This window comes from Microbacterium sp. NPDC077663, assembly GCF_044542795.1.
Classification (GTDB): domain Bacteria; phylum Actinomycetota; class Actinomycetes; order Actinomycetales; family Microbacteriaceae; genus Microbacterium.
On sequence record NZ_JBITVE010000002.1, the window covers coordinates 534,418 to 559,621 of the forward strand.

Here is a 25,204-nt window from a genome sequence, read left to right on the forward strand (position 1 = left end):
ACCCGCGGACCGGGCCCTCGGGTCAGGGGTCAGCGTCGCAGGAGCTTCGCGACCCCCGCGAGCGCCGCCACCCCCGCGACGGATGCCGCGGAGTAGAGCCCGAGCCGGTGCCGCAGCGCGCGGGTCTGCAGGCTCTCGCCGCGCGCGCGGTCGTCGAAGGCGCCGTGCGCTCCGTGGTCGCCGCCCGCGGGCTCGTAGAGGTTCGGCGGCGTGGTCGATGCGTCCTTGTCATCGGCGAACTGACCCTCCCACGCGTTCTTCGCGAGGTACCAGTCCATGAAGCGACCCGCGACGCGGGTTCCGAGGACGAGCCCGACGGTCGACTCCCCGACCCACGTGCGCCGGCGCGGCTTGTCGGCGACGTCGGCGACCGCGCGGGCGCCGACCTCGGGCTGGTAGATCGGCGGGACGGGCTGAGGATGCTGCGGGAACGGCGACTTCACCCACCCGAACTGCGTCGTGTTGAGCGCCGGCATGTCGACGATCGAGACGGCGACGGCGCTGCCTTCGTGCGTGAGCTCGGACACGACCGAGTCGGTGAAGCCGTGGATCGCGTGCTTCGATCCGCAGTACGCGGCCTGCAGCGGGATGCCGCGGTGCGCGAGCGCCGAGCCGATCTGGATGATGTGGCCGCGGTCGCGCTCCCGCATCCGTCGTAGCGCGGCGCGTGTGCCGTTCACGGTGCCGAGGTACGTGACCTGGGTCGCGCGCTCGTAGTCCTCGGGAGTGGTGTCGAGGAACGGCGCGATCGAGCCCGCCATGACGTTGTTCACCCACAGGTCGATCTCGCCGAGCTCGGCCTCGACCTCCGCCGCGGCGAGTTCGAGGGCGGCGTGGTCGGCGACGTCGACGGTGACACCGTGTGCGCGGCGGCCCTTCGCGCGCACCTCGGTGGCAGCGGCATCCACCCCTTCGAACCCGCGGGCGAGGACGGCGACGTCCCAGCCGCGCGTCGCGAGCTCGCGGACGATCGCGCGGCCGAGTCCGGCGCTCCCGCCGGTGACGACGGCGACGCCTCGGGATGTGGTGCTGCTCACGGGTGACTCCTCCGCGGGGGCCCGACCGGGTGGGGAACCCGATGGAGTCGAGCGTCGACCGCTGCATCCATCCTTCGGTCTTCCTCCGAGGTGGGGGATCCCGTTGCCAGCGCAGTGGGGATGGGGTACGGGGCAAGCGCATCGAGGCCCGGAACGCAAGCCGGGACGCGGCATCCGCCCCCCGGGCTAGCGTCGCGGCATGAAGAGCTCAGAGATCCGCTGGAACGACGAAGCCCGCGGCAAGATCCTCGACGATGCCGACCGGGTGCTGCGGGAGGCCGTGGTCGACCTCGCCCGCTCCGGTGACGAGATGTCCTCGGACGATGCCTACGCCGCACTCACCGGCGCGCTGAAGGACAAGTTCATCGACTGGGAGCCGGGCCCCGACATCCGCACCTACGCCGACGCGATCGCGAACGGCGAGATCGAGACCGATCCGGCGTAACTCACGTCGCCGGCAGCGCCGCTCGACCCGCCTACAGCCCGAGCGCGCGCAGGTAGTCGTTCACGAACGCGCCGCGCGGGTCGAGCTCGCGCTGCAGGGCGACGAAGTCCGCCCACCGCGGGTAGAGCTCGGCCGGGTCGCGCGGCGTGAAGACCTTGCCCCAGTGCGGGCGGGCGTCGAAGGGCGCGAGCGCCGACTCGAGCTCGGGCAGCACGGCGGCCACTCCCGCCTCGTCGGCGGTCCACGTGAAGTGGAACGCGACCGAATCGCGCCCTGCGCTCGGCGACAGCCACAGCTCGTCGCCCGTGATCGTGCGCACCTCGCACACCTGCAGCACCGGCTTCAACCGCTCGGCGAGCTCACGCACCGCATCGAACGCGGCGACGGCGTCGGCGATCGGCAGCAGGAACTCGGACTGCAGCTCCTCGCCGTTCGACGGGGTGAACTCCAGGCGGAAGTGCGGCAGCCGGTCGAGCCACCGTCCCGCCTTGCCGCCCTGCACCGTGCACGACGCGGCGGACACCCCGGGCAATGGATGCCGGGCGCCGGCCGCCTCGCGATCGCGCAGCGCGGCGGGGATCGGCGTCGCCGCGGCATCCGTTCGTTCCTTGCGCCACACCTGATCGACGTACATGTCCTCGCGGAAGGTGGTGAAGAACGACACGCTGTAGGCCGAGGCGGCAATGACATCGAACGCCTCGCGGACCGCCTCGACCGGCACGTTCTCGTAGACCGTCTGAGCGACCTCGAAGGTCGGCTCGATCGCGAGCTCGACCGTCGTCACGATGCCGAGGGCACCGAGTCCCACGACCGCGCCGTAGAACGTCTCGTCGGTCTCGCTCAACCGGACGAGGTCACCGGTCGAGGTGACGAGTTCCAGCCCCGTGACCGCCGCCGCGAGCGAGCGGTTCGCCACGCCGGACCCGTGCGTGCCCGTGCTCACCGCGCCCGCGACGGAGATGTGCGGCAGCGACGCGAGGTTCGCGAGCGCCGAGCCGTGCCGGTCGAGCTCCTGCGCGAGTTCGCCGTACCGGACGCCGCCGCCGACGCGCACACGGCGCTGCGCGGCATCCACCTGGATCGGCAGGTCGAGCTCGGCGGTCGAGACGAGCGTGCCGGTCGTGTCGGCGATGCGGGTGAACGAGTGCCGCGAGCCGAGTGCCTTCACGGACGCGGATGCCGCGACCACCTCGCGCAGCTCGTCGACCGTCGACGGGGCGACGATGCGCTCTGCCGAATAGCGGATGTTGCGGGACCAGTTCAGGCCGGCGTCGTCGCTCATGCGTGCCAGCCTAGGCGCGGTGCGGGGGTGGTCAGCCGGCCACCCGCGGATCCTCCGTCGGATCCAGGTACTGCCGTGGACATCCGTCGGTGGCGGCGTCCGGCCGCAGCTCGAAGTGCCACGGCTCATTGACGTAGATGCGGCACAGACCGAACGCCGCGCCGTGCCGGTCGAGCCAGTCGGCGGCATCCCACGGCCCCACATCGACCGCGTCACCCGACACGTGCGCAGAGGTCTCGGGCGTGGCGACCCACCGCGACGCCTCCTCGCGCGAACCGTAGGTGTCGATCGCGTCGCGCAGCAGCCGCTCCTGCATCTCGGGCGACCGCCATCCGCTGTTGATCCTCACCGTCAGGCCGTCGGCGGCAGCACGGCTGCTCGCGTCCTGCAGCGCCCGCCGCAGCGCGGGGTCGAGGCGAGCGATGGCGGGGACGTCGTCGTCGAAGGCGGTCGTGTTCTCGGGAACCTCCCCCTGATCACGCGCCGACACGGTGCGGATGCCGGGGCCGTCGACGCTCCCCGCGACGGCGCACCCCGCCACCACGAGGGAAACGGTTAGCAGGGCGAGCAGTGAAGCGATACGTCTCATGAGCACAGCCCAACGGAACCGATGTTGTGGGGGTGTACGCGGAATCGGATACGCGGACGATACGGCCCGGTTCGTACGATCGAGTCGTGCGTGTACTGATCGTCGAGGACGAACCCCTCATGGCGGGGGCGATCCGTGACGGTCTGCGTCTCGAGGCGATCGCGGCCGATGTCGCGGGCGACGGCGACACGGCGCTCGAGATGCTCGCCGTGAACGCGTACGACATCGCGATCCTCGATCGCGACGTCCCGGGTCCGTCCGGTGACGACATCGCCCGCACGATCGTCCGCTCGGGCAGTGGAACGCCGATCCTCATGCTGACCGCCGCCGATCGCCTCGACGACAAAGAGTCGGGCTTCGAGCTCGGCGCGGACGACTACCTCACGAAGCCCTTCGAGCTGCGGGAACTGGTCCTCCGCCTCCGCGCCCTCGACAGGCGCCGCGCCGCGCACCGCCCGCCGGTCCGCGAGTATGCGGGCCTACGGGTCGACCCGTTCCGCCGCGAGGTGTATCGCGACGGCCGGTACGTCGCACTGACCCGCAAGCAGTTCGCCGTGCTCGAGGTGCTCGTGGCCGCGGAGGGTGGTGTCGTCAGCGCCGAGTCTCTGCTCGAGCAGGCGTGGGACGCGAATGCCGACCCCTTCACCAATGCGGTGCGGATCACGGTGTCGGCGCTCCGGAAGCGCCTGGGCGAGCCGTGGCTGATCGTGACCGAGCCCGGCGTCGGATACCGCATCGAGGCTGCGGCGTGAGTCGACCGCCCGGTCTCAGCGCGCGCGTGAAGCTCACGCTGAGCTACGTGACCCTCGTGCTGGTCGCCGGTGCCCTGATCCTCACGATCGTGTGGCTCTTCCTCCTGCGGTACATCCCCGACGAGCCGCTCTTCTCCGACACCGGATTCGCCCCGAGCCAGGGCGACCTCGTGCGCGCCTTCGTCCCCCCGGCGGCGGCGGTCATGCTCGGCCTGCTGGCCGTCGGAGCCGTCGGCGGGTGGGTGCTCGCCGGCCGCATGCTCGCTCCGCTCGCGCAGCTGACTGCCGCTACGCGCCGAGCAGATGCCGGAGACCTCGCGACGAGGGTGCGGATGACGGGGCGCAACGACGAGTTCCGCGAACTGGCGGACTCGTTCGACGGGATGCTGCAGCGCGTCGAGTCGCAGGTCGCCGAGCAGCGGCGTTTCGCCGCCAACGCATCGCACGAGCTGCGCACCCCGTTGGCGATCGCTCGCACGCTGCTCGATGTCGCCCGCTCGGATCCGGACCGCGACGTGGACGAGCTGCTGGAACGCCTGGCGGCCGTGAACGACCGCGGCATCGACCTCGTCGAGGCTCTCCTCCTGCTCAGCCGTGTCGAGCGCGGCGGGTTCCCCCGCGACCCCGTCGATCTCTCGCTCCTCGCCGAGGAGGCCGTCGAGACGCTGCTGCCGCTCGCCGAGGCGCGCGGCGTCGATCTTCTCGTCCACGGCGAACCGGTGACCACCGTGGGGTCGGCGAGCCTGCTCGGGCAGGTCGCCCTGAACCTGCTGCAGAACGCCGTGATCCACGGGGATGCGGCCGAGCCGGTAACGGTCACGACGCATCGCGACCACGACGCGGCCGTCCTCATCGTGGAGAACGCTGGAGAACGGATGGATGCCGCGGCCGTCGCGACGCTCGCCGAGCCGTTCCAGCGCGGCACCACCCGCATCCGCCGGTCCGATCACGAGCGCAACGGACTCGGTCTCGCGATCGTCGCCGCGATCGCCGAGGCGCACGGCGGAACGCTCATCCTCGCGGCGCGATCGTCGGGCGGCCTCCGCGCGACGGTGCGGCTGCCATCCGCGCACTGAGGGCCGCGACCGGTGGAACGGTCGCGACTCTCAGTGGACGTCAGGACCCGATGAGGCTGATGATCAGGCGGATCGAGAGGGCGAGCACCGAGACCAGTCCGATGACACCGAACACGTTCTGCCACCACGTGTTGCGCAACGGTCCCATGAGGCGCCTGTCGTTGGCCATCACGATGATGAGCAGGGCGAGGATCGGCGCGAACAGCACGGTCAAGGCCTGCGCCAGGATGATGAGCTCCACGGGGGACGACCCCGAGAAGATGAGCGTGACCGCGACGCCGAAGGCCAGGATGAAGGCGCTGCCGAGCCGAGCGGTCTTCGTCTCGGCGGACGCTCCCTTGCCGAGCGCGTCGGAGAGCATCGTTCCGCCCGCCACGCAGTTCGGGATCATCGATGAGAACGCGGCACCGAAGAAGCCGAGCGCGAAGATCCACGCCCCGACGGGTCCGGCGATGGGCTCGAAGATCCGCGCGAGCCCACCGAACGCTCCTGGCGCATCGGTGCCGGTCGCGTTCAGGACCGCCGCGGCGACCACGATCACGAGGGCCGTCATGATGCCCGGAGCCACGATGCCGGGGATCGTGTCCACGATGGTGATCTCGCGGTAGTCCTCCTTCTTTCGCCCACGGGCCTTCGTGCCGTACGACGTGTAGAACGCCGCGTTGATCGAGAAGTTGGTGCCGACGAGCCCGATGATGAGCAGCCATGCGTTGTCGGGGACGATGGGGATGAGACCCGTGCCGGCCGCCGCCCAGTCGGGGTTGGCAGCGAACGCCGACACGATGAAGCAGACAGCCATCAGGGCGACGATCCCGATGAGGATCTTCTCGACGACCCGATAGATCCCCTTGAGGAACAGGATCGACGCGACCGCGACGGTGCAGATGATCGTCCACATAATGGGCGATGTGCCGGGGATGAGCATCGACAGGCCCACGCCGGACCCGACCGCGTTGCCGACGGAGAAGCACAGCGTGATGAGGAAGACCCCGAACCCGGCGAGGACGCCGACCCAGCCGCCGAGCCGCTCCTTGACCGACGCGATGAGCGAGACCGGCGTCCGGATGCCCAGGCGCACGCTCATGTCGGTGAGGAAGATCATGAGGATCGTCGAGACGATGATCACCCAGATGAGGGTGTAGCCGTATGCCGCGCCCGCATTCATGGCGGTCGTGAGGTTGCCGGGACCGAACTGCCACGCGCCCGCGACGAACGCCGGCCCGATGAGGGCGAGCTGCCGCCAGAACGTGCGACGGGTGTGACTGGACTCCACGATGGTCCTCACCGTCTCGGTGGAGATGCGGCCGTGCCCGGTCCCGGGTGTCGCCGGGGGTCGGGTGGTGCGCGAGCGGTCGATGCTCATGAGAGCTCCTTCTCGAGGGCGGTCCTGCCGCCCAGTCGTCGTTGACTGAAGAGCCGCACTGAAGGGTAGATCGACGGGTGCGGTGCCGTCCATGTCTCCGGGGACCGGCGGGCGACCGGTCCCCGGAGTCGGGTCACACGGAGACGCTGACCTTGCCGAGGTCGGCGGAGGCGAACGCGGCGGCGATCTCGGCATCCGCTCCGGGCTCGAGCGGCAGCAGCGGCTCGCGAACGGTGGCGTGGTCGAGGATGCCGCGGTTCACGAGGCCCCACTTGAGGGCGACCGTGCCCTCCATGTGCGAGCCGCGGTGGTAGACGGCCTTCGTCACGGGCAGGAGGCGCTCGTGGATGGCGTGCGCGGCGGCGTAGTCCTTCGCCTTGCCGGCCGCGATGAGCTCGACGAGCAGTTCGGGCGCGATGTTGCCGTACCCCACGAGCAGACCGTCGACGTCGAACATCGTCGGCAGCAGGTACTCGTCGTGGCACGACAGCACCTGGAGCTCGGGGTACGCCGCGCGCAGCGCCGGGATCTCGGTGTACCAGCGGCGCATATTGCGGACGCCGTTCTTCGTGTGGTTCACGCCCTCTTGGCCCGCGATCTCGAGCTGGGTGTCGAGGTCGTAGCTGGCCTTGGTGTTGTCGGGGTACTGGAACAGGATCTCCTCGAGCCCCGACTCCTCCCAGATCGCGCGGTAACGGGTCTGCGGGGCGCCGGGCTGGAAGCCGAAGCGCAGCCATCCGTGGGAGGGGTAGACGAGGGCGCCGGTGGCCCCGGCATCCGCGGCGGCCTTGGCCTCGAGGGCGGCGGTGAGGTTGCCCTCCTTGGTGATGCCGGCGATGATCGGCAGCGCGTCGTCGACCGAGTCGCGGAAGGCGCGGATGACGTCGAGCTGCTCGGCCTCGGTGAGGAACGTGCCCTCACCGGCGTGGCCGAGGACGACGAGGCTCTTGACGCCCTCGATCGAGCCGAGCCAGGAGCCCAGACGCTGGATCGCGGCGTAGTCGACGGCACCGTCCTCGGTGAAGGGGGTGACGGGTGCGGGGTTGAGACCACGGAGGTCGAGGACCATGGCTTGCTCCTTCTCTTCGTTGAGACCCGCCGGGTGAAAACGTTGGCGGGAACGTTTGCAGTAACGATTGCAAGTATGCTGACGATCACAGATCATGTCAAGGGGGAGCAATGGCGATCACCTCGAAGCCGGGCGGGAACGGCGGCCCGGTGACGTTGCGCGATGTCGCCGAGGCATCCGGCGTCAGCATCTCGACGGTCAGCCGCATTCTCGACGAACGCACCCCGCCCTCGAGGTCCGAGACCGCCCAGCGCGTCCGTGCCGTCGCGGACGAGCTCGGCTACCGGCGCAACGTCTTCGCCTCGAATCTGCGGCGCGGCGCCACCGGGACCATCGGCGTCCTCGTCCCTAGATTGACGGATGCCGTCATGGCGCTCATGTTCGAAGCGATAGAGCGCGCGGCGCGTCAGCGCGGTCACTTCGCCGTCGTCGCCACGTGCGGCGACGACGCCGACGAGGAACGTCGGGCGACCGAGACCCTCCTCGACCGGGGTGTCGACGGGGTGGTGCTGGCGACCGCCCGCATCGATGACGGGCTGCCGGCGTCACTACGCGACCGGAACGTCCCGCACGTCCTCGCGCTCCGCACCGACCGCGTGAGCCCGTCGTCCCTCGGCGACGACGAGACGGGCGGCTACCTCGCGGTGCGCCACCTCATCGACCTCGGGCACCGCGACATCGGCGTCGTCACCGGGCCGTGGTTCACCTCGAGCGGACGCGACCGGCGCGCGGGAGCCGAACGCGCCGCGGCGGAAGCGGGGATCACCCTCTCGGAGGAGCGCATCCTCGCCGTCGGTTACGGGCTGGATCACGGCATCGACGCCGGGCATCGCCTGTTGGGCGGCGCCGACAGGCCGACCGCGATCTTCGCGGCGAACGACAACCTGGCCCTCGGCATCCTGACCGTCGCCCAGAACCGCGGGCTCGTACCGGGCCGCGACCTGTCCCTCGTCGGCTACAACGACATCCCGCTCGTCGCGCAGCTGCCGGTCCCCCTCACCTCGGTGCGGACGCCCTTCGATCAGATCGCGACCACGGCGATCGAGCTGCTGCTCACGCCGGAGCCGGGATCATCGATGCGGCTGGCGATGCCGACGCTCATCCCCCGCGCGTCGACCGCGCACGTCGCCTGATCCGTCGGGCGCGTCAGCGCCCGAGGTGCTCGTCCTGCTCGTCCTCGAGGAGCATGCCCACCGAGGTCGCGCAGGCGTCTCCCCGCCACGCCTCGACACCTTCGCGCACCGCGAAGATCGCGATCACCAGCGCCGCCGCCGGGTCGGCCCACCACCACCCGAAGACACTGTTCAGGACGAGACCGACGAGCACCGCGCCCGAGAGGTACGCGCAGATGAGCGTCTGCCGCGAGTCGGCGACGGCCGTGGCCGAACCGAGTTCGCGCCCGGCCCGACGTTCCACCAGCGACAGGACCGGCATCGCGACCACACTCGCCGCCGCCAGGCCGATACCGACCGGCGACGAGTCGGGCTCCGTTCGCAGCAACAGCGACGCCGTCGACGACACGACGACGTAGGCAGCGAGGGCGAAGAACGCGACGGCGATCACCCGCAACGTCCCCCGCTCCCAGCGTTCGGGATCACGGCGGGTGAACTGCCACGCCACCGCCCCCGCCGACAGGACCTCGATCGTGGAGTCGAGGCCGAACCCGACGAGAGCGGCAGACGACGCGACCGTTCCCGCGGCGAGCGCGACGATCGCTTCGACGAGGTTGTACGCGATGGTGGCGACGACGATCCCTCGGATGCGGCGGCGAAGAACCTCGGTGCGCGCGAGGTCGACGGTCGCGGTCATCCGCAGCACCGGCATCCGTCGATCGTGCAGCCCTCTCCGGCGTCGACGGCGAGGACGGCGTCGAGCAGGCGTCGCATGCCGTCGGCCAGGTGCGGATCGGCGATCTCGTAGCGCGTGCGCCGCCCTTCCGGCTCGGCGACCACGAGCCCGCAGCCGCGGAGGCACGCGAGGTGGTTGGAGACGTTCGAGCGGGTGAGGTCGAGGTCACGAGCCAGATCGGCGGGGTAGCCCGGCCCCTCGAGCAGGGCGAGCAGGACGCGGGACCGCGACGGATCGGCCATGGCACGCCCCAGCCGGTTCATGACGTCGACGCGATCGGGAATGGTCAGCACCCGATGACTATACAGCAGATGCTGACCATTCCGTCAGGTCATCGGACGGTGTCGATCGCGCCCGTCCGCTCCGCGATCTTGCGGTCCCCGCGGCGCCGGGTGAAGCGGGCGATGAAGAAGAGGAGCGCTCCGACGACGACGTAGCCGGCGGTGGCGAGCCAGACCACCGCATCCTGCTGCGTGAGCAGCACGACGCTCGCGATGATGGCGAGGATCGGGACGATCCGCGGCACGGAGAAGTGCGAGTGCTCGACCTTGTCCTTCTTGAGCACGAGCACGCTCACGTTGGCCGTGATGAAGACCAGCAGCAGGAGCAGCACCGTGGTGTTGGCGAGGGTGGAGATGTCGCCGACGACGGTCAGCAGCATCGTGACGCCCGCCACGACGACGATCGACACCCACGGCGTACGACGCTTCGGCAGGACCTTCCCGAACGCGTGGGGCAGCAGGCCCGATTCGGCGAGGCCGTAGCCGACGCGGCTCGCCATCACCATGAACAGCAGGGCACCGTTGGCGATCGCGACGAGGGCGATGAGGCTGAACAGCCATCCCGGCACGGCGAGACCGCTGGCGTTCACGACCTCGAGCAGCGGGCCCGTCGATTTCGCCAGCACGGTCGGCTCGACCACGATGACCGCGCCGACGGCGATGCAGAGGTAGATGACCGCCGCCGTGAAGATCGCCCCGAAGAGTGCGCGGGGGTAGGCACGCGACGGGTTCTTGACCTCCTCGGCCATGTTCGCGGCGGCCTCGAATCCGAGGAACGAGAAAAAGGCGATGATGGACGCCGCGAAGGCACCCTCGAGCGGCGGGACGTCGGGCGCGAACTCGAAGATCCGCGACGGTTCGCCACCGCCGCTGCCGAAGACGATCGCCGCGATGACGATCACGAGGACGAGTCCGGTGACCTCGATCATCGAGGCGACCATATTGGTCGCGAGCGATTCTTTGACGCCGCGGAGGTTGATGAGCGTCAGGACGAGGATGAACCCGATCGCGACGGGGATCGGCGGGATGTCGATCAGGGCGCTGAAGTAGTCACCGGCGAACGCGTTGGCGAGCGCCGCGGCGGTGGTGATCCCCGAGGCCATCATGAGGAACCCGACGAGGAACGACAGGAACGGGATGCCGAAGGCCTTGTCGACGTAGCGTGCCGCACCGCCGGCGTGCGGGTACTTCGTGATGAGTTCCGCGTAGGTGCCGGCCGTGAGCAGCGCGACGACGAGGGCGATGAGCAGCGGCAGCCAGATGACGCCGCCCACATCGGTCGCCATCGTGCCGACGAGCGTGTAGATGCCCGCGCCGAGTGTGTCGCCGACGATGAAGGCGAAGAGCAGCCATGTGCCGACCGCGCGCTTCAGACCGGGCTTTTCCTGGGCAGGTGGAGCCGTCGTGTCGTTTGTCATCGCACCACTTCAACGAACTCGCGCGTCTGATGCAACCCCTGGCGCGATGGTCGCTCGCGTGCTGAGGACCCGGATGCCGCGGGTCACCCGCGCGCGTCGACCTGGTCCTGCAGGTTCACCGCGCTCCGGAGCACGTCTCGCAGCGCCCCGACGAGGAGCGCGACGCCGACGCCGACGACGAGGGCGAGGAACGTCATCCACACCACGAACCGGCTCCCGGCTCCCGCGCCGACGAGGACCGCGCATCCCACGACCACGACGGTCATCGCGGCGCCGACGCATCCGATCATCGCGTCGACCCAGCGGATCGCTCCGTCCTCGAAGATCCGCCCGTGAGCTGCGCGGGTCAGCAGCCGCCACACGCAGACGAGCGCGAGCTGCCCGCAGAACAGCAGGACGCCGAGGAGCACCACCCCCGCATCCCTCAGCCCGGCGACCTCGGGGATCACCTGCGCCGCCCCGTCGATGAGGTCGGGGACGACCCAGATCTGCAGGATCACGATCACCGTGAAGAGGAAACCGGCGCCCGCCTTGCCGAGAGCGATCATGCGCGTCCCATCTATCGATTGTCGATGACCATATATCGATAAACGGTGCCGACGCCAGCGTCTCGCTTCTCGCTGGGCACGGCAGGATGGGGGCATGACGACTCCCCCGCCCGCGCGTCGCCCGCTGGCGTCGTTCTTCCGCGGCGTCGGCGACCTCGGCCGCGGTTTCTCGTTCTGGGGACGGCTGCCCGGCGCGATGGCCCTCGGACTGATACCGGCCGCGATCGTCGGCGTCGTACTGCTGGCGGGCATCATCACGCTGATCGTCTTCCTGCGCGACGTGGTCGACGCGCTCACCGGCTTCGCCGACGGGTGGGCGCAGCTCGGCGCCGACCTCGTGCGCTTCGGCGTCGGCGCGGCGCTCCTCGGCGGCGCGATCGTGCTCGCCGTCGTGTCGTTCACCGCGCTCACGCTGCTGGTGGGCGACCCGTTCTACGAGCGCATCTGGCGACGGGTCGAAGAGTATGTGGGCGACGCTCCCCCGGAATCGGACTACGGCTTCTGGCGGTCGGTCGGCGACAGCATCGGACTCATCCTGCGCGGTCTCCTCGCCGCCGTCGTCGCCGGACTGGTGGGACTGATCCCCCTCGTCGGCACCGTCCTGGGCGCGGTCGTCGCCGCCTTCCTCACCGGCTGGCTCCTGGCCGACGAACTCACCTCCCGCGCGCTCGCGGCCCGAGGACTGGATGCCGCGGCCCGCCGCGACCTGCGCCGCGGGCACCGCGCGCGGGTGCTGGGGTTCGGTGTCGCGACCCAGCTCTGCTTCCTGGTGCCGCTCGGCGCCGTGCTCGCGATGCCCGCCGCGGTCGCGGGATCGACCGTGCTCGCGCGCACGCTGCTCGACGCGCGGTCCGACGTCGGCCATGCTGAAGAGTCGACCGCGTCGCCACGACGCAGAAACGGAGCACGATGATGCGCCTCGTCCCCCTCGGGCCCACCGACCGCACGGTCCCCAACGTCGTCGCCGGGATGATGCGCATCGAGGAGATGTCGGATGCCGCCATCCGCGAGCTGTACGACGCGTGTCGCGCCGCGGGCGTCGACTTCTTCGACCATGCCGACCTGTACGGCAGCTCGCGCCACGGCTGCGAACGCCGATTCGCGGAGGCGCTGAACCTGAGCTCCGCCGAGCGCGACGAGATCACCCTGCAGACCAAGACGGGCATCGTCCCCGACGAGTGGCACTTCGACCACTCCTACGAGCACATCGTCGCCTCGGCCGAGGAGTCGTTGCAGGCGCTCGGCACCGACCGAATCGACGTCCTCCTGCTGCACCGTCCCGACGCGCTCGTCGAACCCGAAGAGGTCGCGCGCGCCTTCGAGCACCTGGAGTCGTCGGGCAAGGTCCGCGCCTTCGGCGTCTCGAACCACACGCCGCGCCAGATCGACCTGCTGAAGACCGCGGTGACGCAACCGATCGTCGCCAATCAGGTGCAGCTGTCGATCACGCACTCGACGATCGTCGCCCAGGGTCTCGCGTCGAACATGGCGGGTGAGGACGACGCGATCACCCGCGACGGCGGCGGACTGGTCGACTACGCGCGCATCAACGGCATCACCCTGCAGGCGTGGTCGCCGTTCCAGAAGGGGTTCTTCGACGGGGTCATGTTCGACGCCCCCGAGCTGCCCGAGCTCAACGCACTGCTGGACCGTCTCGCCGCGAAGTACGACGTGACGCCCACGGCGATCGCGACCGCCTGGATCACGCGGCATCCCGCGCACATGCAGGTCGTGCTCGGTACGACCAACCCGCAGCGGGTGACGGATGCCGCAGCCGGCTCCGAGATCCCGCTGACCCGCGCCGAGTGGTACGGGCTGATCTCGGCGGCCGGCCACAAGGTGCCGTGAGCCGCGGGCTCAGCCCTCTCGGCGGGTCTTGATCGTCGCGCCCGCCGCCAGGAAGACGAACGCAGCGGCGACCTGAGCCGCGCCCCATATCGTCCCGAGGAACGGGAACGGGAAGATCGGGTTCCAGATCACCGCGATCGCGAGCATGGGCGGCACCCACCACCACTGCTTCGCCTGCACCGCGAACCACCCGATGATGAGCGCGAAGATCGTGGCGACGAATCGGACGGTGAGGAACCAGTCGGTCGCGAGCAGCGCCGGCGCGACGAACAGGACCACCGCCGCGAGCAGGCTCGGCGCCAGGGCGTTGCGCTGATACATCGCGGGTGTCGGCTGCGTGCGGCTCACGGGGCTCCTCGGGAGGGGGACGTCTTCTCAGTCTGCCGCACGCGTCGCGCGCGCCCGGCGAGCACCGCCCCGCCGACGATCGCCGCGACCACCGAGCCACTGAGGATGCCGATCTTCGCGTGGTCGTCCGCCAGCGATCCGACCCCGTACGACAGCTCGCCCACGAGCAGAGCGACGGTGAACCCGATGCCGGCGAGCAGGCCGACGCCCAGCATGTCACCCCACTGCAGTTCGAAGGTCCGCCGCACGGCCGGCACGCGCGTGAGCAGGAACACGGCGAGCAGGATCCCGATCGGCTTGCCGATCACGAGTCCGAAGAGGATGCCGAGGGTCACCGGATCGGCGAACGCCGAGACCAGTCCGTCCCAACCGCCGACCGCGACTCCCGCGGAGAAGAACGCGAAGATCGGGATCGCCACGAGCGTCGAGATCGGACCGAACCGGTCGGCGAAGTGCGCGGTGAGCGCATCGTGGATGGGTGCACCGTCGGCATCCGTCCCCACCCGCACCCGGGCGCGCGGCGTGACGATCGCCGGCACCGTGAAGGCCAGCAGCACGCCGGCGATCGTCGCGTGCACGCCCGACGCGTGGACGAGCGCCCAGGTGACGACCGCGAGCGGCATCAACACCCACCAGTGACGGATGCCGCGCCGCACCGCGAGCCCGAACACGACGAGCGGGATGATCGCCGCCGCGAGCCACACGGGCTGCAGGTCGTCGGTGTAGACGGTGGCGATGATCGTGATCGCGAAGAGGTCGTCGACGACGGCGAGCGTCAGCAGGAAGACGCGGAGCGCCGGCGGCAGCCCCTTGGCCACGACGGCGAAGACCGCGACGGCGAAGGCGATGTCGGTCGCCGTCGGGATCGCCCACCCGCGCACCGCGTCGCCCGGCACCGACAGGGTGAACGCCGTGAAGATGAGCGCAGGGACGATGACCCCGCCGAGTGCGCCGATGACGGGCACCGCCGCGATCCGTGGCGAGCGCAAGCGCCCGGCGACGATCTCCTCCTTCAGTTCGAGTCCGACGACGAAGAAGAAGATCGCGAGCAGGCCGTCCGCCGCCCAGTGGGCGACGGTCAGGTGCAGGTGCAGGGCTTCGGGCCCGAAGGAGGTCTCGCGCAGGCCGACGTACCAGGGCGCGGCGGGGGAGTTGGCGAGCACGAGCGCCGCGACGGTCGCGGCCAGCAGCAGGATGCCGCCGAAGGTGTCGGTCTGGACGGTCTGGCGGATGCCGCGCCAGATCTCATGCGGAGCGATGCGGGAGGACGGGGAGGAGGACATGACGGATCGCTTTCCGCGTCGGGGATCGGCGGTCGGACGGAGCGCTCTGGCGGGCAGCGCGCGTCAGCCCTCGAATGTCGACAATCGGCGACATCTCATCGTACCGAGGCGCCCCCCGGCGCCGGCCGGTCACCCGAAGCGGCGACCGGCGGGGTTCGTCGGCAGCAGCGTCAGCACGAGGAGGACGATGCCGCCGCCTGGGACGAGGGAGAGGAAGAACAGCGGTCCGGGCAGGTTCGCGTCATGCAGTCGACGCCACGTGAGCGCGGCATCCGGGATGATCGTCGCGATAAAGAAGAGGAACAGCAGGATGCCGCCGACCGCGATCAGCGGCCCCGGCTGACTCTCGCCGGTCATCGGATCGTAGGAGACAGCGACGAGCGCTCCGCCGATCATGATCACGACGAGCACCATCACGATCAGGAAGTACGCGAGCCGCATCCACCAGAACTCGCTGAGGCTCGCGCGCCCGGTGAAGGTGGCGTACTTCTTCCAGTACCGCACGAACGCCTGCGTGAAGGACGCTCCGTAGTGCGGCCATTCCAGCGGCGGTTGTCCTGGCCCGGCGGCCGGCGGCATCGGACGACCGTACGGGGGCGGTGGGGGCGGTGCGTACGACATCGGTTCCTCCGGGCGCGTTCGGTTGCGTGGGTACATCCTGACGGACACCGCGACTATTTTGTGACGAACCCGGGCCGACATCCCTCTCATGTGTAGAGGCGGAGCACTCCGCCACCCACAGACACAGAGAAGGACAGTGACATGGCTGAGAACCAGAACACCCCCACCCCGTCCGCCGCGGCCCCCGCCGCTCGCGTCGACCGCGCCCCGGTCTCGCGCAAGGCTGAGAACTCCTCGGTCGCCGGCACCATCACGATCGCCGACGGCGTCGTGTCGAAGGTCGCCGGCATCGCCGCGCGTGAAGTGTCGGGCGTCTACGCCCTGGGCGGCGGCGGAGCCCGCGCCATCGGCGCGATCCGCGACGCGATCAACGCGACCGATCTGACGCAGGGCGTCAAGGTCGAGGTCGGCGAGACCCAGGCCGCGGTCGACCTGAAGGTCGTCGTCGAGTACCCCGCCCCGATCGGCCGTGTCGCCGACGAGGTGCGCAGCTCCGTCGCCGGCGCCGTGCACCGTCTCACCGGACTCGATGTCGTCGAGGTGAACGTCGAGATCCACGACGTCCACATCGAGGACGAGTCCGACGAGCAGGCCGAACCGCGCGTCGCTTGAGGCGGCGCGGCATCCGTCACACCTGAGGAGAGATCCGGAACATGCGCAACAAGATCCTGATCATCGGCGCGATCGCCTTCGCGGCGTACGTGATCGGCAGCCGCTCCGTCACCGTGAAGAAGTCCGAGTCGGTCCCGCACCAGCTCGTGCGACTGCGGGAGGAGCGCAAGACGAAGAAGGACCGGGAGCGCAAGGCCAAGAAGATCGCCAAGGCCGCGAAGGGCACGGCGGAGGACCTGGCCGACAAGATCCGGGATGCCGCCCACGAGGTCCGTTCGCGGATCAGCTGACCGGCACCTCTCCCACCCGGCCCACCCGGGAGGGTGCGTACGATGGCTCCCCGTGAAGAGCCCCGATCTGCGCACCCTCCCGAAGGCCGAGCTCCACCTCCACATCGAGGGGACGCTCGAGCCCGAGCTCGCGTTCGCCCTCGCCGCGCGCAACGGCGTCGCACTGCCGTTCGCCGACATCGACGATCTCCGCGCGCGGTACGACTTCACCGACCTGCAGTCGTTCCTCGACCTGTACTACGCGTGCATGATGGCGCTCCGCACCGAACAGGACTTCACCGACCTCGCGGTCGCCTACTTCGAGAGGGCGGCGGCCGACGGCGTCCACCATGTGGAGATGTTCTTCGACCCGCAGATCCATGCCGCGAACGGGGTGCCCGTCGACGTCGTGATCGACGGGCTCCGTGCCGGTTTCGCGGTCGCGGCCGAACGCTTCGGCATCACCGGTGGCCTCATCGTCTGTGTCGTGCGCGACCAGCCGGTCGCGTCGGCGGAGGCACTGCTCGACGAGATCGCCCCGCGTGCGCACGAGCTGCTCGGCATCGGCCTGGACTCGGCAGAGGTCGGCTACCCGCCGTCGCTCTTCGAGGGAGTGTTCCGCCGCGCCGCCGAGCTCGGGCTGCACCGCGTCGCCCACGCCGGCGAGGAGGGACCCGCCGCCTACGTCTGGGAGGCGCTGCGCGTGCTCGAGGTCGAGCGGGTGGACCACGGCATCCGATCGGTGGAGGACCCCGACCTGCTCGCGCATCTCGTCGAGCACCGGGTGCCGCTCACCGTGTGCCCGCTGTCGAACGTACGACTGCGTGCCGTCCCCGAGCTGGCCGCGCATCCGCTGCGCGAGCTCGTCGACGCGGGCGTCGTCGTCACGATCAACTCCGACGACCCGTCCTACTTCGGCGGCTACATCGGCGACAACTACGCCGCCGTCGCCTCGCTCGGCTTCGACACGGCCGAACTGGCGCAGCTCGCCGAGAACTCGATCGAGGCGTCGTTCGCGGATGCCGCGCGCAAGGCCGATCTCATCGCTCGGGTGCGGGCGTGGGCGGCATCCGCCTGACTCACTCCGCCTCCGCCTTCGGCCACACGTACGGCAGGTCGTCGGGATCGTCGAAGCCCTGCGCCCGGTAGTACTCGAGGTCCTTGCGGAGCAGATTCGAGCGGTGCGAGCGGTGGACGTCCTCCCGGCCGAACCAGCCCGGCATCCGCACCGTCCCGGACCGGTACTCCACCCCGTCCTCGGGGATCTCGTCGAGGGTCGCGAGGGTGGACTGCCGGGTCGTGTCGGCGAAGCCGCGGCGCACCCACTCGTCGACCGTGAGGTCCTGGTAGACCATGAGTGCCGCGCGGTGGCCGCGCCACATGGCGACCGCAGGGTGGTGGCGCCAGCCGTAGTCAGGGATGGTCAGCGCCCGCATCACCTGCAGGGTCTCGACGCGCTGCTTGCCGAGGCGCTTCGTGTCGAGCGCGGCCATGCCGCGGGCGAGGTCGGCGTAGGGGACGAAGGTCTGCACGTCAGCGCACCTTCCGGATGCGGATGGGCCCCTTCGCGGTCGACGGATCGGCGACCTGCCCGCGCTGGGTGATCTCGACTTCACCAGACGCGACCAGACGCCTCGCCGCCCGACGGGCGGGTTCCATGAGGTCGCGCCACTCGTCGCCGCCGACCGCTTTCGCCGCCTCGGACGGGCAGATGGTCGCCGACGCCGCCCGCGCATCCAGCAGTTCGACGATCGTGCGCGTGAGCTTCTCATCGACGGGACGGATACCGCGCTTGCGGCACGCGTCGGAGCAGTATTTCACCTCGTCCCAGTTCTTCTCCCACTTCTTGCGCCACTGGATCTCGCGCCCGCACGAGGCGCAGGACTTGGGTGCCGGGGTGGAAGCCATGCCGCGACGGTACGTCGGAGAGCCGACACGGGCGAAGGGGTTGCGCATTCACCGCATCCGTCCCGGTCCTCAGTCAGGTGGGCACGCCGAGCTGTGCGAGGGCTGGCTCCGCACCGGAGACGGCGATGGACCAGTCAGGTCGGATGAAGGCGTCCCGATGCAACCGAACCCGCTGTTCATCTACGGGCTCACCCTGCCGAGGGACGACGCGCGTCACGCCGTTGAGTTCGTACCCGAGCTTGCGGGACACGGCGAGGGACGCCTCGTTCCAGGACGCTGCGCTGGATTCCGCCCATTCCGCCCCGAGAACGTCGAACGCGAACATCAGCAGCGCCGCCCGCATCTCGGTTCCCCAGCCCCGGCCCTGAGCAGACCTGGTGAGCCAGGAGCCCGTGTTGACGGTTCGCCGGTCGGCGAAGGTATACGCAGACAGGTCTTGCGAACCCACAACACGGCCGTTCGCGTGGACGGCGAACGCGACTGTCCAGTGTGCAGGGTTCACTCTGGTGCGAAGACTCCATTGGTACTCGGCCAGGTTCCGGGGAAGATCAGCGGGATCCGCATCGGTCCAGGGGACGCCGAACGGCATCCGCTCCGGGTCGTGCACCCCGTCCGCCGCCGCCTGAACCAATCCCGGCAGGTCGACGTCACGGACGGGGCGCAGGGTCAGATTCGGCGTGCCGATCGAGAGTTCGAACAGCGGCCAGATCTCCTCGAGTTCCATGCCGGGACCCTACCCGTCTCGGCGGGCGGCGCGCCTTCACATGACGGCGTCACACCTCGGGCTGGCAGCGCGGGCACCACCAGGTGCGGCGACGCTCGGGGTCGTTCGCGACCTCGTTGCGGACGAGGATGCGGGTGCCGCACCGCAGGCACGGGCGTCCCGCGCGCCCGACGACCCAGTGCGACTCCCCCTTGCGGGTCGAACCGGTGGTCACCTGGTACATCCCGGGCGCGGTCGCCGAGACCCGCAGCATCCGTGCCGCCCTCTCGACGAGGGGCACTAGATCGACCGACCCGATCGGTGCGAAGGGATGCGCGCCGGAGAGGAACGCGGTCTCGTTGACCCACAGGTTGCCGAGACCCGCCAGGTTGCGCTGGTCGAGGAGCGCCGCGACGACCGTTCGATCGGGCCGCGATGCGAGCCGGCGCACGGCCTCGGCGGCATCCCAGTCCTCGCGCAGCGGATCAGGACCGAGGTACCCGAGCACCGCGTCCTCGCCCGCCGTGGCGACGAGTTCGACGACGGGAAGGTCGATCCCCCACAGCGTCGACTCGTCGTCGAGGCGCATCCGCACGCGCACCCGGTGCTCCTCGCGGGACGGGATGCGGCGACCCGGCCGCGTGACTGTCCAGCTCCCCTGCATCCGCAGGTGCGTGTGCAGCGTGTGCCCCGTGTCGAACCGGGTCAGCAGGTGCTTGCCGTGGGTGTCGTACGCGACGATCCGGGCGCCGGCGAGCGGCGTGCCCGCCGCGCCACCCGAACGCAGCTCACCCGAGGCGATCGTGTGCCCGACGGATGCCGCGGCCAGCCGCTGCCGCAACCGGAACACGCTGTCGCCCTCCGGCATCCGCTCACCTCCGTCGGATGACCGTAGCGGGGTCCGCAGCCGCCCGTCGACGGCTTGCGGACCCCGCGGAGACGGGTCAGCGCGCCGCGCGCAGCCAGACCGTCGTCGCGCCGGGCAGGCGGTCGCCCGCGAGCTCGGCGCTCGCCAGCAGGATCTCGCCCGTCGGCAGCTCGGCCGGCTCGTCGCCGAAGTTCGTGACGACGGTCCAGCCGTTCGGACGAGCGAACGCCAGGACGTCGTCGCGGCCGGTGTCGATCCAGGCCAGCTCTTCGGCAGTCTGCAGCTCGTCGCGCAGATGAAGGGCGCGCCGATACAGGTTCAGGGTCGACGCGGGGTCGTCCTCCTGCGCCTCGACCGACATCGCGCCGAACCACTCCGGCTGCGGCAGGTGCGATCCGCCCTCGCCGAAGCCGAACGACGAGCCGGACTCGGTCCAGGGGATCGGCACCCGGCATCCGTCGCGACCGATGTCCTCGCCGGGGCTGCGGAAGAAGGTCGGGTCCTGCCGCTCGGCCTCGGGGATGTCCGCGACCTCCTGCAGCCCGAGCTCCTCGCCCTGGTAGACGTAGGCCGAGCCCGGCAGCCCGAGCACGAACATGCTCGCGGCGCGCGCACGACGGAGCCCCGCCTCGGCGTCGAGCGCAGGCTCGGTACCGCCCGAGAGCAGCCACTCGTTGCCGTGCTTGCGCGAGGGGCGGCCCGTGGCATCCCGCTCCGGATGCGGCAGCCCGTACCGCGTCGCATGGCGCACGACATCGTGGTTCGACAGCACCCACGTCGTCGACGATCCCGACGAGGCGGCGAGCGCGAGGTTGTCGGCGACGATCCGCCGGAACTGACCCGCGTCGAAGTCGGCTTCGAGCAGGTCGAAGTTGAACGCCTGGCCGAGGCTCTCGGCGCTCGCGTACAGCGGGATCCGCGACGGGTCGACCCACGCCTCGGCGACGGCCGTCCGCGGCGGGTCGTAGGAGTTGAACACCTGCCGCCATTCGGCGTACACCTCATGCACGTCGTCGCGGTCGATCATCGGATGTTGCCCGTCGCGCGGCATCGCGTCGAGCTCCGCCTGGGTGGGCAGGTCCTCCGGCAGGTCCTTCGTCAGCATGTGGGCGACGTCGATGCGGAACCCGTCGACGCCCCGGTCGGACCAGAAGCGCAGCGTCCGCACGAAATCGGCCCTCACCTCGGGGTTCGACCAGTCGAGGTCGGGCTGCTCGACGGCGAAGTTGTGGAAGTACCACTGTCCGTCGCCGACGGGCTCCCACGCCGGCCCGCCGAACACCGACTGCCAGTCCGCCGGCGGCTCCTCACCGTTCTCGCCCTTCCCATCGCGGAAGATGTAGCGCGCCCGCGCCGCCGATCCGCGCCCGGCGGCCAGCGCCTCCCGGAACCAGGCGTGCTGGTCGGACGTGTGGTTCGGAACGATGTCGATGACCACCTTGATCCCCGCCTCGTGGAGCGCGGCGATCAAGGCGTCGGCGTCGTCGAGGCTGCCCAGCCGCGGGTCGACGTCACGGTAGTCCGCCACGTCGTACCCGCCGTCGGCGAGCTCCGACGGGTAGAACGGGCTCATCCAGATCGCGTCGACGCCGAGTTCCTTCAGATACGGGACACGAGAGCGGATGCCGCGCAGGTCGCCGATGCCGTCACCGTCGGCATCCGCGAAGCTGCGGGGATACACCTGGTAGACGACCGCCTGCCGCCACCATTCGGGCAGCTCGGCGTCGGCGAGGTCGGCGGTGTCGGGTGCGGTCTGCACGTCGGAGGTCACGGGGGTCCTTTCGGGATCGGTGGTCGGTCAGCCCTTGACGGCGCCCTGCGTCACGCCCTCCATCACCCAGCGCTGGGTGAAGAGGTAGGCGAGGATCGCGGGGGCCATGGCCATGAGGTACGACGCGAAGGCGACGTTGTAGTTGTTGCTGAACTGCGTCTGGAACAGGTTCTGCCGCACGGGCAGGGTCTGCATCGCCGGGTCGGAGATGATCAGCGACGGCAGCATGAAGTCGTTCCACGCATAGAGGAAGGCGAAGATGCCGACCGTCGCGCTCATAGGAGCCAGCAGCGGGAAGATCAGCTTCCAGAACGTCTGCCACGTCGTCGCGCCGTCGATGCGCGCGCTCTCTTCGAGCTCGATCGGGATCGAACGGAGGAACGCCGTGAACAGCAGCACGCTGAAGCTCAGCTGGAACATCGTCGCCAGCAGGATGACCCCCACCGGGTTGTCGAGCCCGAGCCGTCCGGTCAGCTGGATCTGCGGCAGCGCGACGACGGGGAACGGGATGAACATCGCCGCGAGCAGGTAGAAGAACGAGTACCGGAAGAGCTTGCGATCCCAATTGCGGACGATCGCGTACGACGCGAACGCCGCCAGGATGATCGTCGCGACGACCGTCCCCGCCGTCACGAAGAACGAGATCGCGGCGCCGACGGGGAACTGCGTGAGGTTCCACGCCTGCACGAACCCGTCGAAGCTGAACGGCGCAGGGAGCGAGAAGGCGTTGCCGTCGACGGCCTGCCCGGTCGTCTTCAGCGCCATCGAGATGGTGACGTAGAGCGGCAGGAGCACGGTGATCGAGCAGAGGAAGAGGATGACGGTCCCCGACCAGCGGCGGCGTTCGGCGTCCGTCCTCCGGCGGCGGCGCGGCGGCTCGGCGGGGCGGTCGGGGGCGGTGACGGCGTCGGCTTGTTCGAAAGCCAGCGCGGGCTGTGTGGTGGACATCAGACCTTGTTCCTTCCCCGCGTGAGCGAGAGCTGCAGGAGAGAGATGAGGACCGCGACGATGAAGAAGATCGTCGCGTTGGCCATCTGGTAGGCGTAGTCGCCTCCGTTGAAGCCCGCGATGATCGTCATCGCGACGCTGCGGGTGGCCGTGCCCGGCCCGCCGCCGGTGAGGCCGACGATGATGTCGTACGCGTTCAAGAAGCCCTTGAAGCCGAGGATCACGTTGATGACGACGTAGCCGGCGACGAGCGGCACCGTGATCCGCAGCAGCTGCTGGCGTTTGTTGGCGCCGTCGAGGTCGGCCGCCTCGTAGACGTCGCCCGGCACCGAGAGCAGGCCTGCGATGTAGATGAGGAGCGTGCCCGGGATCGCCTGCCACGCGGTGACGATGACGATCGCGATCCACGCGAGGTCGGGGTTCGCGAGCAGGCTCTCCTGCAGCCACGGCACGCCCAGGGTCGAGCCCGCCGAGGGCAGCGAGTTCGAGAACAGGAAGTTGAAGACGTAGGCGATGATGATGCCCGAGATGACCATGGGGATCACGAAGATCGTCCGCAGTCCCGTCGTGAAGCGGATGCGGGAGGTCAACCCGACCGCCAGGAGGAACGCCGCGATGTTCACGACGATCACGGTCGCCACCGCGAAGCCGGCGGTGAACAGGTAGCTCTGCAGGATCGCCGGGTCGCTGAACAGCGCGATGTAGTTCGTGAACCCGATGAAGTTCCACTCCCCCAGTCCGATCGAATCGGTCAGGCTGAAGAAGATGCCGATGATGCCCGGGACGGTGATCGCCAGGGTGAACAGCAGCACGGTCGGCAACAGGAACAGGTAGTAGATCGGCTCGACGCGTTTCGTGCTGCGCCTGGCCGTGCGGTCTCCCTGCGTCAGGAGGGTCGTCGTCGACCCCGTCGTGGTGGTCATCGCGCGGCCTCCTCAGCCTCGTCGGTGAGGATGGGCTGGCGGAACGCGAGGCGCGACCAGTCACTGTCCATGGTGGCGAACGTCTGTGCCGGGTCCTGCCCGAACATCAGCGCCTGGGCGTAGGCGAAGACGGGGATCGTCTTCGGGACGAGCACGGACGGACCCTGGTAGATCGCCCCCGCATCGTAGAACTCCTGCATCCCCTGGACCCGCGGGTCGTCGGGAGCCGCGGCATCCGTCGTCGGCGAGAACCCGAGCTGGGACTCGTTGTAGGCCTCGATGATCTCGGGCTGGTACAGGTACTCGAGGAAGTCCCGCGCCGCGTCCTTCTTCGTCGAGGCGTCGGGGATCATCGCCGCGAGGTCCATGTTGACGCGGATCGCGCGGTCGTCCGGGTCGTCGGTCATCGGGAGCGGGAAGGTGCCGAGCGGAGCGTCGGGTGCGGTCTTCGCGATCTCGCTGAAGGCCCACGGGCCCTGCAGGTACATCGCCGCCTCACCCTCGCCGAACGCGAGGTTGCCGTCGCCGTACGCGCGGCTGTCGGCATCCTCGTTCGTGTACTCGGTGGCGAGTTGCAGCATCTTCTCGACAGGCTCCGTGAAGTCGTTCTCGAAGGAGACCTCCGAGGAGCCGTCCACCTCCGCGCCTTCGGCGGCGAGCCCGTCGAAGAAGTCGATGACGTCGATCGAGCCGCCGATGGCGTAGTCGTACCAGCCCTGCGCGACGGTCCAGTCGTCCTTGAACGTGCCGTAGAACGGCGTGACGCCGGCCGCCTCGAGCGCGTCGCACACTGCGATCAGCTCGTCCCAGGTCGTGGGGACCTCGAGCCCGTTCTCTTCGAAGATCTGCGTGTTGTAGATCACCGACGAGGCCATCACGGAGTACGGCAGGGCGGTCGTGCGCCCCTCGCAGGTGCCGTACTGCTCCATGAGCGGCTGCAGGTCCTCGCGGACGGTGGCCGCGGCATCCGTGTCGCCGAGGTCGCTCAGCGCGCACCGCTGGACGAAGCGGGCGACCTCGTAGTTGTAGTTCGCCAGCATGATGTCGGGCGGGTTGCCGCGCACGAAGCTCGCTGAGACGACATCGACACCCGAGGTGTCCATCTCGACGGTCACGGCGTCCTGCGAGGCGTTGTAGTCCTTGACGACGTCCTGCATGAAGGTCAGTGCCTCACGTTTGCTGAAGGTGAAGCGGATGGTCTCGCGGCCGTCGGCGGAGCAGCCGGCCAGGGTCGCGGCGCCCAGGGCGGCGACGGCGAGGGCGGCGGCAGCACGCCGCCTGCGGGAAGTGATCGATGACATGTGTATCCGATCGCGTCGTTGCGGACGAAGTTCTCACTCGAGTGGGGATCCGGCGAGTATATTTAGTCGCCAAATCAATGCGATGCAGGCAGT

Annotated in this window: 29 protein-coding genes; 9 read left to right on the forward strand and 20 right to left on the reverse strand. The window is 69.7% G+C overall.

Annotated features, from left to right (window positions below):
* Positions 1 to 29 precede the first annotated feature (29 nt).
* Positions 30 to 1,037, reverse strand: coding sequence for an SDR family oxidoreductase (locus ACIGEP_RS10095; RefSeq protein WP_396661490.1), 1,008 nt, complete (start codon positions 1,035 to 1,037; stop codon positions 30 to 32).
* Positions 1,038 to 1,236: 199 nt separating this feature from the next.
* Between ACIGEP_RS10095 and ACIGEP_RS10100 the strand changes: the two genes are divergently transcribed.
* Entirely contained in the window at positions 1,237 to 1,482 is a 246-nt protein-coding gene (locus tag ACIGEP_RS10100; protein WP_396661491.1) for a hypothetical protein, read from the forward strand.
* Positions 1,483 to 1,513: 31 nt separating this feature from the next.
* Here the strand turns inward: ACIGEP_RS10100 and ACIGEP_RS10105 are convergent, their stop codons facing one another.
* Positions 1,514 to 2,764 carry an FAD-binding protein gene (locus ACIGEP_RS10105; protein WP_396661492.1) on the reverse strand — a complete coding sequence of 417 codons (1,251 nt, stop codon included), beginning with the start codon at positions 2,762 to 2,764 and terminating at the stop codon, positions 1,514 to 1,516.
* A gap of 31 nt (positions 2,765 to 2,795) precedes the next feature.
* Positions 2,796 to 3,353: a M15 family metallopeptidase gene (locus ACIGEP_RS10110; RefSeq protein WP_396661493.1), complete on the reverse strand. Its 558-nt coding sequence runs from the start codon at positions 3,351 to 3,353 to the stop codon at positions 2,796 to 2,798.
* A gap of 86 nt (positions 3,354 to 3,439) precedes the next feature.
* On the opposite strand from ACIGEP_RS10110, the gene ACIGEP_RS10115 reads away from it, so the two are divergent.
* Positions 3,440 to 4,105, forward strand: coding sequence for a response regulator transcription factor (locus tag ACIGEP_RS10115; RefSeq protein ID WP_396661494.1), 666 nt, complete (start codon positions 3,440 to 3,442; stop codon positions 4,103 to 4,105).
* Entirely contained in the window at positions 4,102 to 5,181 is a 1,080-nt protein-coding gene (locus ACIGEP_RS10120) for a sensor histidine kinase (RefSeq protein ID WP_396661495.1), read from the forward strand. Before ACIGEP_RS10115 ends, ACIGEP_RS10120 begins: the two co-directional genes overlap by 4 nt.
* A gap of 40 nt (positions 5,182 to 5,221) precedes the next feature.
* On the opposite strand, the gene ACIGEP_RS10125 is transcribed toward ACIGEP_RS10120, so the two are convergent.
* Complete coding sequence (locus ACIGEP_RS10125; RefSeq protein ID WP_396661496.1) at positions 5,222 to 6,544, reverse strand: Nramp family divalent metal transporter; 1,323 nt, start codon at positions 6,542 to 6,544, stop codon at positions 5,222 to 5,224.
* 133 nt (positions 6,545 to 6,677) lie between these two features.
* Entirely contained in the window at positions 6,678 to 7,613 is a 936-nt protein-coding gene (locus tag ACIGEP_RS10130; protein ID WP_396661497.1) for a dihydrodipicolinate synthase family protein, read from the reverse strand.
* A 110-nt stretch (positions 7,614 to 7,723) separates the two neighbouring features.
* Between ACIGEP_RS10130 and ACIGEP_RS10135 the strand changes: the two genes are divergently transcribed.
* Entirely contained in the window at positions 7,724 to 8,746 is a 1,023-nt protein-coding gene (locus tag ACIGEP_RS10135) for a LacI family DNA-binding transcriptional regulator (RefSeq protein WP_396661498.1), read from the forward strand.
* A 13-nt stretch (positions 8,747 to 8,759) separates the two neighbouring features.
* Here ACIGEP_RS10135 and ACIGEP_RS10140 read toward each other — a convergent pair whose 3' ends face one another.
* From ACIGEP_RS10140 to ACIGEP_RS10155, 4 genes are all read right to left on the reverse strand, one after another.
* Positions 8,760 to 9,437: a cation diffusion facilitator family transporter gene (locus ACIGEP_RS10140; protein ID WP_396661499.1), complete on the reverse strand. Its 678-nt coding sequence runs from the start codon at positions 9,435 to 9,437 to the stop codon at positions 8,760 to 8,762.
* The gene (locus tag ACIGEP_RS10145) at positions 9,419 to 9,754 is read right to left on the reverse strand and encodes an ArsR/SmtB family transcription factor (protein WP_396661500.1); all 336 of its coding nucleotides are present in this window, start codon (positions 9,752 to 9,754) and stop codon (positions 9,419 to 9,421) included. The genes ACIGEP_RS10140 and ACIGEP_RS10145 overlap by 19 nt, the downstream gene beginning before the upstream one ends.
* A 38-nt stretch (positions 9,755 to 9,792) precedes the next feature.
* Positions 9,793 to 11,160: an APC family permease gene (locus ACIGEP_RS10150; protein WP_396661501.1), complete on the reverse strand. Its 1,368-nt coding sequence runs from the start codon at positions 11,158 to 11,160 to the stop codon at positions 9,793 to 9,795.
* An 83-nt stretch (positions 11,161 to 11,243) separates the two neighbouring features.
* Positions 11,244 to 11,708, reverse strand: coding sequence for a DUF2975 domain-containing protein (locus tag ACIGEP_RS10155; RefSeq protein WP_396661502.1), 465 nt, complete (start codon positions 11,706 to 11,708; stop codon positions 11,244 to 11,246).
* Positions 11,709 to 11,802: 94 nt separating this feature from the next.
* Here ACIGEP_RS10155 and ACIGEP_RS10160 point away from each other — a divergent pair, with 94 nt between their 5' ends.
* Together ACIGEP_RS10160 and ACIGEP_RS10165 are read left to right on the forward strand one after the other, a co-directional pair.
* Positions 11,803 to 12,621 carry an EI24 domain-containing protein gene (locus ACIGEP_RS10160; RefSeq protein WP_396661503.1) on the forward strand — a complete coding sequence of 273 codons (819 nt, stop codon included), beginning with the start codon at positions 11,803 to 11,805 and terminating at the stop codon, positions 12,619 to 12,621.
* Positions 12,621 to 13,556, forward strand: coding sequence for an aldo/keto reductase family oxidoreductase (locus tag ACIGEP_RS10165; RefSeq protein ID WP_396661504.1), 936 nt, complete (start codon positions 12,621 to 12,623; stop codon positions 13,554 to 13,556). The genes ACIGEP_RS10160 and ACIGEP_RS10165 overlap by 1 nt, the downstream gene beginning before the upstream one ends.
* A 9-nt stretch (positions 13,557 to 13,565) precedes the next feature.
* On the opposite strand, the gene ACIGEP_RS10170 is transcribed toward ACIGEP_RS10165, so the two are convergent.
* From ACIGEP_RS10170 to ACIGEP_RS10180, 3 genes are all read right to left on the reverse strand, one after another.
* On the reverse strand, positions 13,566 to 13,904 hold the full coding sequence (locus ACIGEP_RS10170; RefSeq protein ID WP_396661505.1) for a DUF6804 family protein: 339 nt from the start codon (positions 13,902 to 13,904) through the stop codon (positions 13,566 to 13,568).
* Positions 13,901 to 15,187 (reverse strand): Na+/H+ antiporter NhaA, encoded by a 1,287-nt coding sequence (gene nhaA, locus ACIGEP_RS10175; protein WP_396661506.1) that lies wholly within the window; start codon positions 15,185 to 15,187, stop codon positions 13,901 to 13,903. Before nhaA ends, ACIGEP_RS10170 begins: the two co-directional genes overlap by 4 nt.
* 129 nt (positions 15,188 to 15,316) lie before the next feature.
* Positions 15,317 to 15,766: a DUF805 domain-containing protein gene (locus tag ACIGEP_RS10180; RefSeq protein ID WP_396661507.1), complete on the reverse strand. Its 450-nt coding sequence runs from the start codon at positions 15,764 to 15,766 to the stop codon at positions 15,317 to 15,319.
* Between the two features lie 183 nt (positions 15,767 to 15,949).
* Here ACIGEP_RS10180 and ACIGEP_RS10185 point away from each other — a divergent pair, with 183 nt between their 5' ends.
* The 3 genes from ACIGEP_RS10185 to ACIGEP_RS10195 are packed head-to-tail and all read left to right on the forward strand — an operon-like array spanning position 15,950 to position 17,767.
* Positions 15,950 to 16,420, forward strand: coding sequence for an Asp23/Gls24 family envelope stress response protein (locus tag ACIGEP_RS10185; protein ID WP_396661508.1), 471 nt, complete (start codon positions 15,950 to 15,952; stop codon positions 16,418 to 16,420).
* A 41-nt stretch (positions 16,421 to 16,461) separates the two neighbouring features.
* Positions 16,462 to 16,710 (forward strand): hypothetical protein, encoded by a 249-nt coding sequence (locus ACIGEP_RS10190; RefSeq protein WP_396661509.1) that lies wholly within the window; start codon positions 16,462 to 16,464, stop codon positions 16,708 to 16,710.
* Positions 16,711 to 16,762: 52 nt separating this feature from the next.
* Complete coding sequence (locus ACIGEP_RS10195) at positions 16,763 to 17,767, forward strand: adenosine deaminase (RefSeq protein ID WP_396661510.1); 1,005 nt, start codon at positions 16,763 to 16,765, stop codon at positions 17,765 to 17,767.
* A 1-nt stretch (position 17,768) separates the two neighbouring features.
* Here the strand turns inward: ACIGEP_RS10195 and ACIGEP_RS10200 are convergent, their stop codons facing one another.
* The 8 genes from ACIGEP_RS10200 to ACIGEP_RS10235 all read right to left on the reverse strand — a co-directional run bounded on the left by ACIGEP_RS10200 (position 17,769) and on the right by ACIGEP_RS10235 (position 25,111).
* On the reverse strand, positions 17,769 to 18,221 hold the full coding sequence (locus ACIGEP_RS10200; RefSeq protein WP_396661511.1) for an MSMEG_6728 family protein: 453 nt from the start codon (positions 18,219 to 18,221) through the stop codon (positions 17,769 to 17,771).
* Position 18,222: 1 nt separating this feature from the next.
* On the reverse strand, positions 18,223 to 18,597 hold the full coding sequence (locus tag ACIGEP_RS10205; protein ID WP_396661512.1) for a DUF3253 domain-containing protein: 375 nt from the start codon (positions 18,595 to 18,597) through the stop codon (positions 18,223 to 18,225).
* 73 nt (positions 18,598 to 18,670) lie between these two features.
* Positions 18,671 to 19,321, reverse strand: coding sequence for a GNAT family N-acetyltransferase (locus ACIGEP_RS10210; RefSeq protein WP_396661513.1), 651 nt, complete (start codon positions 19,319 to 19,321; stop codon positions 18,671 to 18,673).
* Between the two features lie 49 nt (positions 19,322 to 19,370).
* On the reverse strand, positions 19,371 to 20,168 hold the full coding sequence (locus tag ACIGEP_RS10215) for a DNA-formamidopyrimidine glycosylase family protein (RefSeq protein WP_396661514.1): 798 nt from the start codon (positions 20,166 to 20,168) through the stop codon (positions 19,371 to 19,373).
* Between the two features lie 76 nt (positions 20,169 to 20,244).
* The gene (locus tag ACIGEP_RS10220) at positions 20,245 to 21,939 is read right to left on the reverse strand and encodes a glycoside hydrolase family 13 protein (protein WP_396661515.1); all 1,695 of its coding nucleotides are present in this window, start codon (positions 21,937 to 21,939) and stop codon (positions 20,245 to 20,247) included.
* A gap of 27 nt (positions 21,940 to 21,966) precedes the next feature.
* Positions 21,967 to 22,887, reverse strand: a complete 921-nt coding sequence (locus tag ACIGEP_RS10225; protein ID WP_396661516.1) for a carbohydrate ABC transporter permease — start codon at positions 22,885 to 22,887, stop codon at positions 21,967 to 21,969.
* Positions 22,887 to 23,810, reverse strand: a complete 924-nt coding sequence (locus ACIGEP_RS10230) for a carbohydrate ABC transporter permease (RefSeq protein WP_396661517.1) — start codon at positions 23,808 to 23,810, stop codon at positions 22,887 to 22,889. The genes ACIGEP_RS10225 and ACIGEP_RS10230 overlap by 1 nt, the downstream gene beginning before the upstream one ends.
* On the reverse strand, positions 23,807 to 25,111 hold the full coding sequence (locus ACIGEP_RS10235) for an ABC transporter substrate-binding protein (protein ID WP_396661518.1): 1,305 nt from the start codon (positions 25,109 to 25,111) through the stop codon (positions 23,807 to 23,809). The genes ACIGEP_RS10230 and ACIGEP_RS10235 overlap by 4 nt, the downstream gene beginning before the upstream one ends.
* Positions 25,112 to 25,204 lie beyond the last annotated feature (93 nt).